Origin of the sequence: Micromonospora sp. CA-249363 (assembly GCF_050950185.1) — a bacterium.
GTDB lineage: Bacteria > Actinomycetota > Actinomycetes > Mycobacteriales > Micromonosporaceae > Micromonospora.
On sequence record NZ_CP192020.1, the window covers coordinates 5106368 to 5118373 of the forward strand.

Annotated in this window: 10 protein-coding genes; 3 read left to right on the plus strand and 7 right to left on the minus strand. The window is 72.9% G+C overall.

Annotation, left to right across the window (positions count from 1 at the left end; all coding sequences use genetic code 11):
* Positions 1–268: 268 nt before the first annotated feature.
* The 7 genes from mraY to mraZ form a co-directional block, all read right to left on the minus strand.
* Entirely contained in the window at positions 269–1393 is a 1125-nt protein-coding gene (gene mraY, locus ACQPZK_RS22590) for a phospho-N-acetylmuramoyl-pentapeptide-transferase (protein ID WP_433534904.1), read from the minus strand.
* Entirely contained in the window at positions 1390–2787 is a 1398-nt protein-coding gene (locus ACQPZK_RS22595) for a UDP-N-acetylmuramoyl-tripeptide--D-alanyl-D-alanine ligase (RefSeq protein WP_433534905.1), read from the minus strand. The genes mraY and ACQPZK_RS22595 overlap by 4 nt, the downstream gene beginning before the upstream one ends.
* Entirely contained in the window at positions 2784–4346 is a 1563-nt protein-coding gene (locus ACQPZK_RS22600) for a UDP-N-acetylmuramoyl-L-alanyl-D-glutamate--2,6-diaminopimelate ligase (RefSeq protein WP_433534906.1), read from the minus strand. The genes ACQPZK_RS22595 and ACQPZK_RS22600 overlap by 4 nt, the downstream gene beginning before the upstream one ends.
* A 52-nt stretch (positions 4347–4398) precedes the next feature.
* The gene (locus tag ACQPZK_RS22605) at positions 4399–6603 is read right to left on the minus strand and encodes a peptidoglycan D,D-transpeptidase FtsI family protein (RefSeq protein ID WP_433534907.1); all 2205 of its coding nucleotides are present in this window, start codon (positions 6601–6603) and stop codon (positions 4399–4401) included.
* Positions 6604–6606: 3 nt separating this feature from the next.
* Positions 6607–7215 (minus strand): septum formation initiator family protein, encoded by a 609-nt coding sequence (locus ACQPZK_RS22610; RefSeq protein WP_433534908.1) that lies wholly within the window; start codon positions 7213–7215, stop codon positions 6607–6609.
* Complete coding sequence (rsmH, locus tag ACQPZK_RS22615) at positions 7212–8318, minus strand: 16S rRNA (cytosine(1402)-N(4))-methyltransferase RsmH (protein WP_433539280.1); 1107 nt, start codon at positions 8316–8318, stop codon at positions 7212–7214. Before rsmH ends, ACQPZK_RS22610 begins: the two co-directional genes overlap by 4 nt.
* A 205-nt stretch (positions 8319–8523) precedes the next feature.
* Entirely contained in the window at positions 8524–8955 is a 432-nt protein-coding gene (gene mraZ / locus ACQPZK_RS22620) for a division/cell wall cluster transcriptional repressor MraZ (RefSeq protein ID WP_355049459.1), read from the minus strand.
* 355 nt (positions 8956–9310) lie between these two features.
* Here mraZ and ACQPZK_RS22625 point away from each other — a divergent pair, with 355 nt between their 5' ends.
* Genes ACQPZK_RS22625 through ACQPZK_RS22635 form a run of 3 tightly spaced genes read left to right on the plus strand, consistent with a single transcriptional unit; the run spans position 9311 to position 11953 of the window.
* A complete protein-coding gene (locus tag ACQPZK_RS22625; RefSeq protein WP_433539281.1) occupies positions 9311–10558 on the plus strand; it encodes a MurT ligase domain-containing protein in 1248 nt (415 codons plus the stop codon).
* Positions 10548–11267: a type 1 glutamine amidotransferase gene (locus ACQPZK_RS22630; RefSeq protein ID WP_433534909.1), complete on the plus strand. Its 720-nt coding sequence runs from the start codon at positions 10548–10550 to the stop codon at positions 11265–11267. The genes ACQPZK_RS22625 and ACQPZK_RS22630 overlap by 11 nt, the downstream gene beginning before the upstream one ends.
* Complete coding sequence (locus tag ACQPZK_RS22635; RefSeq protein ID WP_433534910.1) at positions 11264–11953, plus strand: TVP38/TMEM64 family protein; 690 nt, start codon at positions 11264–11266, stop codon at positions 11951–11953. Before ACQPZK_RS22630 ends, ACQPZK_RS22635 begins: the two co-directional genes overlap by 4 nt.
* The last annotated feature ends 53 nt before the right edge of the window (positions 11954–12006 follow it).

The following is a 12006-nucleotide window of genomic DNA, read 5'->3' on the forward strand; positions in this document are numbered from 1 at the left end:
GACCTCGCCCGTCGGGCCCCGGCCCCCGCCCGTCTCGCCCCTCGCCGGCGGAGAGGTCGCCCTCCCCACCGCGTCCTTTGCTCTGCTTCAACCCGCGCGACAGTTGAGTCGCCGCGATGTTGCCTCCGCTGAAGCAGAGCAAAGGACGTGCCGAGCACCCTGCCACCCGTGCCACCCAAGCCCTGGGCCCCCGGCCGCGGCGCCCACACCGACCCCGACCTGAGCGCCCGGGCCGGACGCCGGCCCCGGGGAGCCGGCGTCCGACGGGTCAGGTCATGTTGGCGAGGAACTCGCTGTAGAACAGGCCCAGGGCGATGGCCACGCCGATGCCGGCGATGATCCAGAACCGGACCACGATGTTGACCTCACTCCAGCCGGCCAACTCGAAGTGGTGCTGCAACGGTGACATCCGGAACACACGTTTACCGGTGGTCCGGAAGGAGATGATCTGGATCACCACGGACATCGTGATGATCACGAACAGCCCGCCGATGATCGGCAGCAGCAGGATCGTGCGGGTCGACATCGCCATGCCGGCGATCAGGCCGCCCAGCCCCAGAGCTCCGGTGTCACCCATGAAGATCCGCGCCGGGGACGTGTTCCACCACAGGAAGCCCACACAGGCCCCGGCGGCGGCCCCGGCTATCAGCGCGATCTCCAACGGGTCGCGGACCTCGTAGCAGTACGGCTGCGTGTAGCTCGGGTCGGCGCACCAGTGCCGGTACTGCCAGAACGCGATCAGCGCGTACGCGGCGAGCACCATCACCGACGCGCCGGTGGCGAGGCCGTCCAGACCGTCGGTGAGGTTGACGCCGTTCGTCGCGGCCATCACCACGAAGATGAAGATGATGACCGCCCCGACCTTGCTGACCTCCAGGAAGTCGATGTCCCGGATGAAGCTCAGCGTGGTGCTGCCCACGGTCTGGGTGTTGGTGGCGTTGCCCGTCGCGTCGGTCATCGTGCTCGGGAACCACAGCGCGATCACGCCGAAGACCGCGCCGACCAGGATCTGACCGAGCAGCTTGCCGCGCTTGTTGAGGCCGGCGCTGTTGCGCTTGCGCACCTTGAGGAAGTCGTCGAGGAAGCCCACCGCGCCGGAGAACACCATCAGCCCCAGCAGCACCAGCGCCGTGATGGTCGGCTCCACCTGCGCGATCTGGGCGTCCGGCAGCGTGGTCAGGGCCAGGTGGCCGGCCACGTACGCGATCACCGTGGCCAGGATGAAGACCACGCCGCCCATCGTCGGCGTGCCCTTCTTGCCCTGGTGCATGGCCGGGCCGTCGGACCGGATCGGCTGGCCCGCCTTGAGCCGGGTGAACACCTTGATCGCGAGCGGGGTGCAGAACAGCGAGACGACGAAGGCCACCCCGATGGCGACGATGATCGCCCTCATCGGCTGGCCTCCCCGGCGGCGTCGGCGCGCAGGGCGTCGGCCACCTCCCAGGTCCGGTACCGGGAGCCCTTGACCAGGACGACATCGCCCGGCCGTAGCTCGCCCCGCAGCACCTCGACGGCCGCCGCCTGATCGGTGAGCAGCACCGACTCTCCTCCCCAGTTCGCTACCGCTGTCGCGCCTTCGTGGATCGGCGCGGCCGGCTCGCCCACCACGAGCAGCCGGTCGACGCCCAGCTCGGCCGCGAGCCGGCCGACCTCGGCGTGGCCGTCGCGCTCGAACGGGCCCAGCTCGGCCATGTAACCGAGCACCGCGACGGTACGCCTTTCACGTCCGAGGCTGCCAAGCGCCCGGAGCGCGACCGCCATCGAGGCCGGGTTGGCGTTGTACGAGTCGTCGATGACCGTCACCCCGTCGGGCCGGTCGAAGACGTCCATCCGTCGGGTGGACTTCAGCCCCAGCTCGCCGAGCGCCGTGGCCAGCTCGGTCAGCGGCATGCCCAGCTCCCGGGCGACCGCGGCGGCGGCGAGCGTGTTACCCACCTGGTGGCGACCGGTCAGCGCGAGCCGCACGGCAGCGCGCCCCTCCGGCGTGACCAGGGTGTACGACGGGTGGCCCCGCTCGTCGAGCGTGACGTCCTCGGCGCGCAGGTCGGCGTCCGCCGCCTCGCCGTAGCGGACCACGCGCGCCCGCGTGCGGCTCGCCATGGCGTCCACCCGGGGGTCGTCGGCGTTCAGCACGGCCAGCCCGTCCGCCGGCAGCGCCTCGACCAGTTCACCCTTGGCCTGGGCGATCGCCTCCTGTGAGCCGAACTCGCCGATGTGCGACGTGCCGACGTTGAGCACCACCGAGATCCGCGGCGGCACCAGCTCGCACAGGTAGCGCACGTGTCCGATGCCCCGCGCGCCCTTCTCCATCACCAGGTAGCGGGTGTCCGGCCCGGCCAGCAGAGCCGTGTACGGGTGACCCAGCTCGTTGTTGAACGAGCCGGGCGGCGCGACCGTGGCGCCGAGCCGGGCGGTGAGCTGACCGATCAGGTCCTTCGTGGTGGTCTTGCCGGACGAGCCGGTCACCCCGATCACGGTCAGTTCGGGCAGTCGGGCCACCGCCGCGCGGGCCAGCCGACCCATCGCGGCCAGGGCGTCGTCGACAAGCACCATCGGGACCCCGGGCACCTCGCGGGTGCCGAGCACGGCCACCGCGCCGGCCTCGGTGGCCGTCACCGCGTAGTCGTGCCCGTCGACCTTCTCCCCCGGGAACGCCACGAAGAGCGAACCGGGGCCGACCTTGCGCGAGTCGAACTCGACCGAGCCGGTGACGGTGGTGGCCGGATCGGCGGCGACGAGCCGCCCGTCGACGGCCGCGGCCACCTCGGCCAGGGTCAGGGCGATCACCGCTGACCCGCCCGGTCCGCGAAGCGGGCCCGCAGCGCGTCGGCCAGCTCGGTGCTGTCGTCGAACGGGAACATCTCGCCCGCCACCTCCTGGCCTCGCTCATGGCCCTTGCCGAGCAGCGCGATCACGTCGCCCGGCTCGGCCAACCGCACGGCCTCGTCGATCGCGTCCCGCCGACCGGCCACCTCGATGATCCGGGCGGCGGTGCCGGCCCGGTACGCCCCGGCGAGCACCTCGGCGCGGATCTCGGCCGGGTCCTCGGTGCGCGGGTTGTCGTCGGTCACCAGCACCACGTCGGCCCCCTCGGCGGCGGCGGCGCCCATCACCGGCCGCTTACCCCGGTCACGGTCCCCACCGGCGCCGATCACACAGATCAGGCGTCCGGCGCTCAGCTCCCGCAGCGCGGCCAGCGCCGCCACGATCGCGTCCGCCTTGTGCGCGTAGTCGACGACGCCGCGTACCGGCCCGGCGACGTCGACGAGTTGCAGACGACCGGGGACGCCACCGCAGGCGGCCACCCCGTCGGCGGCGGTCCGTGGGTCCACCCCGGCGCCCACCAGCGCGGCGATGGCCAGCAGCGCGTTGGCCACGTTGTGCCGGCCGGGCAGCGCCACCCCGGCCGACACGACCACGCCGTCCGGGCCGTGGGCGGTGAACCGCTGGGCGTACCCCTCGCCGTCGACGCCGTCGGCCCACCACGTCGCCGTGGGATCGCCGGCGGCCGAGTAGCTGACCGTCGCCGGCTTGTAGAGCGGCGTGAGCGCCGGATCGTCGCGGTTGAGCACCTCGACCGCGCACCGGCCGTCGAAGAGCTGCGCCTTGGCGGCGAAGTAGTCGGCGCTGTCGGCGTGGAAGTCCAGGTGGTCGGAGCCGAAGTTCGTGTACCCGCCCACGGCGAACCGCACCCCACCGACCCGGCCCATGGCCAGGGCGTGACTGGAGACCTCCATGACGACGGCGGTGACCCCCCGCTCGCGGGCGGTGGCCAGCATCGCGTGCAGGTCGGTCGCCTCCGGGGTGGTCCGTACGCTGTCGATCACCAGATCGCCCAGGCGGGTCTCCACGGTGCCGATCAGCCCGGTGGTGTGTCCGGCGGCGCGCAGCCCCGACTCCACCAGGTAGGCCGTGGACGTCTTCCCGGCCGTGCCGGTGATGCCGATGACGGTCAGGTCGGCGGTCGGGTCGCCGTACACGGCCGAGGCCAGCTCGCCGAGCACCGCGCGCGGGTCGGGCACCACCAGAGCGGGCAGGCCGCTCGCCGCCGCCAGCTCCGCGCCGGCCGGGTCGGTCAGCAGGGCCACCGCGCCGGCCTCGGCCGCGCCGACGGCGAACTCCGCGCCGTGCCTGCGGGCGCCGGGCAGGGCCGCGTACAGGTCGCCGGGGCGGACCTCCTGGCTCGCGTGGGTGGCACCCGTGACGACCACGTCGGCGGCGTCCGCCGGCAGGTCGACGGCGAGCCGGGCGGCGAGATCACCGAGCCGGACGCCGGTCACGGTACGTGGACGTGGATTGCCGGGCACGGCGTCAGACCCTACCCGGTCGTCCGGTTCCGGCCGCACAGCCGCCCCGGTGGTTCGTCGGCACTCACCGATGATGTCGCGCCTCCGCTGGTCAGCGCGGATAGACCACGAACTTCGGTGCGGAACCACTCGGGGATGGCGGCACCCGGTAGTGACGCAGCGTGAACTGCATCATGTCCCGGAATGCCGGGTTGGCGATCGCCGCGCCGCCACCACCGGGGGCGTACACGAAGACCGCGATCACGTACCGGGGCTTCTCCGCGGGGGCCATGCCGATGAAGGAGGACACCTCACCCGGCTGCTTCTTGCCGTCGACCAGACGCCAGCCGGTGCCGGTCTTGCCGGCGACCCGGTAGCCGGGGACTGCGGCCAGGGTGCCGGTGGCGCCCTCGACGGTGGTGACCGCCTCCAGGATGGTGCGCAGCGCCGCCGCGTTCTGCGGACTGAGCACGGGACGGGTGATCGGCGCCGGAGCCGGGGTGCGCTTGCCGTCCGGGCCGATCGTCTCCTTGACCAGGTGCGGCTGCACGTACGTGCCGTCGTTGGCGATCGCGGCGTACGCCGCAGCCATCTGCAGCGGGGTGGCGTCCACGCTGTGCCCGATCGGCACCGACCCGTACGACGAGCCGCTCCACTCGTCGGCCGGCAGCAGCCGGCCGCTGGCCTCGCCGGGCAGTCCCTCGCGGGTGGGCTGCCCCAGGCCGAACCGCTTCTGGTAGTCGATCAGCCGCTCCTTGCCGAGCTTGTCGGCGACGGTGATGGCGCCGACGTTCGACGAGAAGGCCAGCATCCCCGGCAGGCTCATCTTCCGGCCGTTGGCGGGGTGCGTGTCGGAGAACCAGGTGTCGCCCATCTTGATGCTGTTCGCGATGGGCAGCGTGGTGTCCGGGGTGATGACCCCCTCCTGGAGCGCCGCGCCGTAGGTGATCGCCTTGTGCACCGAGCCGGGGTCGACCACGAAGCTGGTCGCGGCGTCCTCCCGGGCGACCGGATCGCTGTCCCCCGGCTTGGCGGCGTTGTAGGTGGGGTCACTGGCCTGCGCCCGCACCTCCCCGGTGGCGACGTCGATGATCACGGCCGCGGCGGTCGCGCCCTTCTGCCCCGCCATCCCCGCGCTGAGGATCTGCTGGGTGCGGAACTGGAGGTCCCGGTCGATGGTGAGGGTCAGCGAGCTGCCCGGCTTCGCCGGAGTCGTCTCGCTGTAGCCGCCAGGGATCGGCGCGGCGAGGTCACCGAGACCCGCCTCGTACACCCGCTTACCGTCCTGCCCGGCGAGCAGGTCGTCGTAGCGGGCCTCCAACCCCTCCAGACCGACCATGTCCTGACTGGTGAAGCCGATCAGGTTGGCCGCCAGGTCGTCGCCGGGCACCTCACGGCGCTCGTCGCGGTGCACCCCGATGCCGGGCAGGTCCAGCGCCAGCACCTGCTTGGCCGTCGGGATCTCCACCCCCCGGGCCAGGTACTCGAACCGGGACGGTTTGCCGGTCTCCAGCTTGCGGGGCTTCATCAGGTCGGTCAGCTTCGACGCGGGAATGCCGAGCAGCGGAGAGAGCGCCTTCGCGGTGGTGGCCCGGTCCTCGATCAGGGTCGGGTCGGCGAACACGTACCGTGCCTCGACGCTGTGCGCCAGCGGCTCGCCCCGGAAGTCGTAGATGGCCCCACGTGGGGCGGGAAGCTCCACCGTGCGGGTGCGGTCGGCGACGCCACCACCGGCGTAGGCGGGGGTGTCGACCGCCTGCAGGAAGATCAGCCGCACCCCGATGGCGACGAAGAGCGCCAGGGTGAGCACGGTGCCCAGGCGCAGGCGCAGCCGCGGGTCGGCGAGCTTCGGCGGGCGCGGCGGCTTACGGGACGGCCGACGGGCCGCCGGACGGTCGCCGCGACCGGGCGCGCGCGGCGTGGTGCGGCGACGCGGCGGCGGGACGTCGCCGGGGGTGCCGCGTGGGGTCCGCGGCGCGACGGTGCGCACGACACCGCCACGGCCGGCCGCCGGAGCGTCACGCCGGCCGGAGCGGGCGGCCGCCCGGCCGCCGTCGAGCACCTGCAACGCGGGGCGGAACGGGTCGCCGGAGCGCGTGCTGCCACGAGGGGTACGCCGCTGCTCGGCGTTCGCGCCGCGCACGGGCGTGCCGCGTTCCTCGCGGACCGTCCGTCCCCGTGGGGTGTACGCCCGGGCGCCGGAGATGCCGCCGATCCCCGGCTCACCCGTGCGCGGCTCGGAGTCGGCGGCGTCACGGCGAGAACCGCGCCGGGACCCCGTGGGGTCCCGGCGCGGCTCGTCCGACCTCGGTGGCACCGGTCAGCCTCCTGCGCCCTGGCTGGTGACGGACGGCTCGCCGGTCGCCGGCTTGGGCACGCCCAGGGGCAGCTTCCCGTCGGGCAGCCGGACGTACCCCGGCTCGCCGGAGTCCACCAGGCCCAGCCGACGTGCCTCGGCGGTCAGGTTCCCCGGCGCCTTGGCGTCGGCGATCTCCTTGTCGAGCTGCTGCTTCTCCAGGTCCAGTCGGGCCTGCTGCTGCTGGAGCTTCTCCAACCGGAACGCGTTCTCATTGATCTTGGTGTTGACCGCCAGGATGCCGAACACCCCGCCGACCACCAGCACCACGATCAGGGCCGCGAACGGCGCGCGCGGCACCGACACCGGTGGCGGTGGCGCCACCCGCAGCCGCGGCGGGCGCCTGGTCGCCGCGGCGCCGGACTTCTCGGCCGGGCGCAGCGCGGCGCTGCCCTGGGTCGGGAACTCGCGCGCCCCCCGGGCGCGAGTCTCCCCCTGCCGGTTGACCCGATCGATGCGTGGCGTACCGTTCCCCACGCGCGGGGCTCGCTCCGCCGCGGTCCGGCCCCCCGACCGCGGTGCGCGCTGCCCGCCGCCGGTGACGTCCCGGCGGTCGCGCTTGTCAATGTTCATGTCCCCTCCCCCTCTATATCCGTCCCTCTGCCGTCCGCCGGCGTCGCCGAATCCCCCACGGATTCCGTCGACCCCGTCCCCGGTTGGTGCATCGCCTTCACTCGTCGGCGGGACCGTTCGCGGTCGGTCCGCCCCTTCTCTGTCGCGTCCGGATCGAGCCGTTCCGCTGCCCGCAGCCGCACCGAGGCGGCGCGCGGGTTGGCGACGACCTCCGCCTCCCCGGGCAGTTCGGCGCCCCGGCTGAGCAGCCGGAACGTCGGACCGGACCCGGGCAGCTCTACCGGGAGGTCGACCGGGCCCTTACTGCGGACCCGGTCCGCGAGCGCCGCCTTGGTGAGCCGGTCCTCCAGCGAGTGGTAGGACAGGACCACCATGCGACCGCCCACGGTCAGTGCGTCGAGCGCGGACGGCAGCGCTGTCTCCAGCGCTGCCAGCTCTCTGTTTACCTCGATCCGTAAAGCCTGAAACGTTCTCTTTGCCGGGTGACCGCCCGTTCGTCGGGCTGGTGCCGGAATCGACTCCCGGACCAGCTCGGCCAGCCGTGCGGACGAGGTGATCCGGGCGCGTTCACGCTCCCGGATGATCGCCGAGGCGATACGCCCGGCGAACTTCTCCTCGCCGTACACCCGCAGCACCCGGGCCAGATCCGGATGGGCGTACGTGTTGACCACCTCTTCGGCGGTCACCCCCCGCGTCTGGTCCATCCGCATGTCCAGCGGCGCGTCCTGCGCGTAGGCGAACCCGCGGTCGGGCGCGTCCAGTTGCAGCGACGAGACACCCAGGTCGAACAGGATCCCGTCGATGCCCGGATAGCCCAGCCGCTCGAGCACCTCGGGCAGCTCGTCGTAGACGGCGTGCTCCAGGTGCACCCGGTCGGCGAACCGCGCCAACCGCACCCGTGCGTGGGCGAGCGCCTCGGTGTCCCGGTCGAGCCCGATCAGGACGGTCTGCGGATGCGCCTCGAGCACCGCCTCCGCGTGCCCGGCCAGGCCGAGCGTCGCGTCGACGTGCACCGTCCGGCCGCCTCGACCCAGCGCGGGGGCCAGCAGCTCGAGACACCGCTCGAGCAGCACCGGCACGTGCGTGCCGCGCAACTCCCCCATGATGACCCCCACTGGTTGAAACGTCCGTTCTTCTCGCGCGCCTGCCGTGGAGACGGCGCTCCCGTCGTACCGCCAGATCCCCATCCGCTCCCGCCGGACACCGACTTCCGCCGGATTCCTGGATCGTGCGCCTGGCACCGGGGAAGTGATGCCAGGAGCTCGAAAGCGGCTGGAGATCTCGCAGTACGTCGGGCGCCGTTCCGCCCTACAGACCGCCGGGCAGCACCCCCTCCTCGATGTCGGCGAAGTCGTCTTCGCTCTCGGCGAGGTAGGTCTCCCAGGCGACCTTGTCCCAGATCTCGACCCGAGTGCTCGCGCCGATGACCACCAGGTCCCGGTCGAGCGCCGCGTACTCACGAAGGTGTGCGGGAATCGTCACGCGACCCTGCTTGTCCGGCACTTCGTCGTGCGCGCTGGCGAAGAAGACCCGGCTGTAGGCCCGGGCCGCCTTGTGCGTCATCGGCTGCGCGCGCAACTGCTCCGCGATTCGTTGGAACTCGGGCGTCGGAAAGACGTAGAGGCAGCGATCCTGCCCTTTCGTGACCACGACACCCCCCGCCAGCTCATCCCGGAACTTGGCCGGAAGGATCAACCGGCCCTTCTCGTCCAGGCGCGGGGTATGGGTGCCGAGAAACATCGGCCCAACCCCCTCGCCCTTGAGCGGCGTTCGCGGCGCCGCTGACCCCCCGGGCCGGTGAGCCCTCCCGGCCTCACCATTGGGCCCCACTCTACTCCACTTCCCTCCACCTGCAACCAGATTCGCCCGCGTGGCGCGTCCGATCCGCGCGCAAAACCGCACGTCACAGGGGGTGGAGCGCAGTGGAGGGCCGGTACGCCCGCCCGGCGTGGTCCGCTTTCCGACATTGATCGACTCCGTCCGGCGGAGCGCGTACCGCCCTCTCGCACGAACGCCACGGCCGAACGGTTCACCGTCGGCGGCGATCTGGCGAGGCGGGCGGTCCGGTAACCTCGCTCGCGTGACGGACGCGAAAATGCCCCTACGGGCCAAGGTGGCCAGCTCCGTGTCACGGACCGCCGCGGCGCTCTCCCGGGCCGCCGGCCGTGGCGACGGTTCGGTGATCGGCGGGTGGATCGGGTTGAAGATCGACCCGGACCTGCTGGCGCACCTGTCGGCCGGCCGCGCCATCGCGCTGGTCTCCGGCACCAACGGCAAGACGACCACCACCCGGTTGACCGCCGCCGCGGTCGGCGTGCTCGGCCGGGTCGCCACCAACTCGTTCGGCGCCAACATGCCCACCGGGCACACCTCGGCGCTGGCCAAGGCCGGCAGCACCCCGTACGCGGTGCTGGAGGTCGACGAGCACTACCTCGCCCAGGTGCTGGAGTCGACCGAGCCGCACGTGGTCGCGCTGCTCAACCTCTCCCGCGACCAGCTCGACCGCGCCAAGGAGGTCGCCATGATGGCGCAGCTCTGGCGCGCGGCCCTGGTCCGGCACACCGACGTCCGGGTGGTGGCCAACGCCGACGACCCGATGGTGGTCTGGGCCGCCACCCCGCCGGCCGACCCAGCGCGCGGCATCAACCCGCCGCACGTCACCTGGTTCAGCGCCGGCCAGCGCTGGCACGACGACTCCTGGGTCTGCCCGGAGTGCGGCTCCACCATCGCCCGCTCCGGCGAGCAGTGGTGGTGCACCGGCTGCGCGCTGCGCCGTCCGGAGCCGCAGTGGGTCGTCGAGGACGAGGGGGTGCTCGACCCCACCGGGGCGTGGCACAAGGTCTCCCTCCAGCTACCCGGCAAGGTCAACCTGGGCAACGCGGCGACCGCGCTGGCCGTGGCGGCCGAGTTCGGCGTACGCCCCGTCGACGCGGTGACCCGCCTCGGCATCGTGACCTCGGTGGCCGGCCGGTACGCGCAGGTCGACAGGGACGGGCGCAACATCCGGCTGCTGCTGGCCAAGAACCCGGCCAGTTGGCTGGAGGCGTTCGACATGGCCGACGAGGCGCCCACCCTGCTGTCCATCAACGCGCGCGACCCCGACGGGTTGGACACCTCCTGGCTGTTCGACGTCGACTTCGCCCCGCTCCGCGGCCGGCAGGTGTTGATCACCGGCGACCGGGCATACGACCTGGCGGTTCGGCTGGACGTCAACGACGTGCCCTTCCAGCACGTCCGCACGTTCGACGACGCCGTCCGGTCGGTCCCGCCCGGCCGGCTCGAGGTCATCGCGAACTACACCGCGTTCCAGGACATCCGAGCGGAGTTGGACCGTGTCAACTGAGAGCCTGCGTATCGTCTGGATCTACCCCGACCTGCTGTCCACCTACGGCGACCGGGGCAACGCGCTGATCCTGGCCCGGCGGGCCCGCCAGCGCGGCATGCCGGTCGAGGTGCTGGAGGTGCGCTCGGACCAGCAACTACCGTCGACGGCCGACATCTACCTCGTCGGCGGCGGCGAGGACGGCCCGCAGGCGCTGGGCGCGCAGCGGCTCATCGCCGACGGCGGTCTGCACCGGGCGGTCGCACAGGGCTCGGTGGTCTTCGGTGTCTGCGCCGGTTACCAGCTGCTCGGGATGTCCTTCTTCGCCAAGGGCGTGCAGTGCCGCGGTCTGGAACTGCTGGACCTGCGGTCCGACCGGGGCGAGAGCCGGGCCGTCGGCGAGCTGGCCGGTGAGATCGACCCCCGGCTGGGCCTGCCGCCGCTGACCGGTTTCGAGAACCACGGCGGTCGTACCCACCTCGGCCCGGAGGTCGCCCCCCTGGCGCGGGTCACCGCCGGCATCGGCAACGACGGCGCCACCGAGGGCGCCTGGCGCGGCAAGCTGCTCGGCACCTACTCGCACGGCCCCGCGCTGGCACGCAACCCGGCCCTGGCCGACCTGCTGCTGCGCTGGGCCACCGGGGCACACCAGCTCCCGCCGCTGGACGACACCTGGCCCGACCGGCTCCGTGACGAGCGCCGTTCAGCGGTGGCCGCCGCCCGGGCATGATCCGCGCTGTCCGACGGCTGCTCCGGCAGCCGTCGGCCGCCCGGTTCGCCCTGCTGGTCGCACTCATCGGCGCCTGCGGGCTGCTGCTTCTCCTGGTGCCCCGCCCGGATCCGGCGCGGCTGCCGGCGCTCGCCGACCAACTGGGCGATCTCGCCCCGGTGGCGGCGATCCTCGGTGGCGCGCTGCTCCTGGTCGCGCTGGTCCCCCGCACCTTCGTGACGCTCGCCGCGGGCGCGATCTTCGGCCCTCTGGAGGGCGCCGCGTACGCCCTGGGCGCCGCCTTGGTGGCCGCGGCGATCGGGTTCACCGTCGGCCGACTGCTCGGTCGGGAGTTCGTCGCCGAACGGGTACGCGGTCGGTTGGCCCGCCTCGACGGCTGGTTCGCCCGGCAGAGCGTGGTCGGTGTGGTCACCGTCCGGCTGCTGCCGATCGCGGGGTTCGGCCTGGTCAGCTACGGCTACGGCACGACCGGCGCGCGGGTGCTGCCGTTCCTGGCCGGCAGCGTGATCGCCTCCGCGCCGACCGCGTTCGGGTACGCGGCGATCGGCGCGGCGGTCAGCTCACCCGGGCACGTCAACTGGTACGCGGCCGCCCCCGCCAGCCTGGGCCTGATCGCCAGCCTGGTGCTCGTACACCAGTGGTGGCGCGCCGAACGCCAACGCCGCCGCCGCTCCATCCCGGCCTGACCCGCCCCGGCGCCCGCCGATCTTGCACTTTCTGTCCCGACAAACCCTGACAC

Coding starts and splice junctions, on each gene's coding strand:
- ACQPZK_RS22610 (WP_433534908.1), bottom strand. CDS start 7,215: ATGAACATTGACAAGCGCGACCGCCGGGACGTCACCGGCGGCGGGCAG.
- mraY (WP_433534904.1), bottom strand. CDS start 1,393: ATGAGGGCGATCATCGTCGCCATCGGGGTGGCCTTCGTCGTCTCGCTG.
- ACQPZK_RS22635 (WP_433534910.1), top strand. CDS start 11,264: ATGATCCGCGCTGTCCGACGGCTGCTCCGGCAGCCGTCGGCCGCCCGG.
- rsmH (WP_433539280.1), bottom strand. CDS start 8,318: ATGGGGGAGTTGCGCGGCACGCACGTGCCGGTGCTGCTCGAGCGGTGT.
- ACQPZK_RS22625 (WP_433539281.1), top strand. CDS start 9,311: ATGCCCCTACGGGCCAAGGTGGCCAGCTCCGTGTCACGGACCGCCGCG.
- mraZ (WP_355049459.1), bottom strand. CDS start 8,955: ATGTTTCTCGGCACCCATACCCCGCGCCTGGACGAGAAGGGCCGGTTG.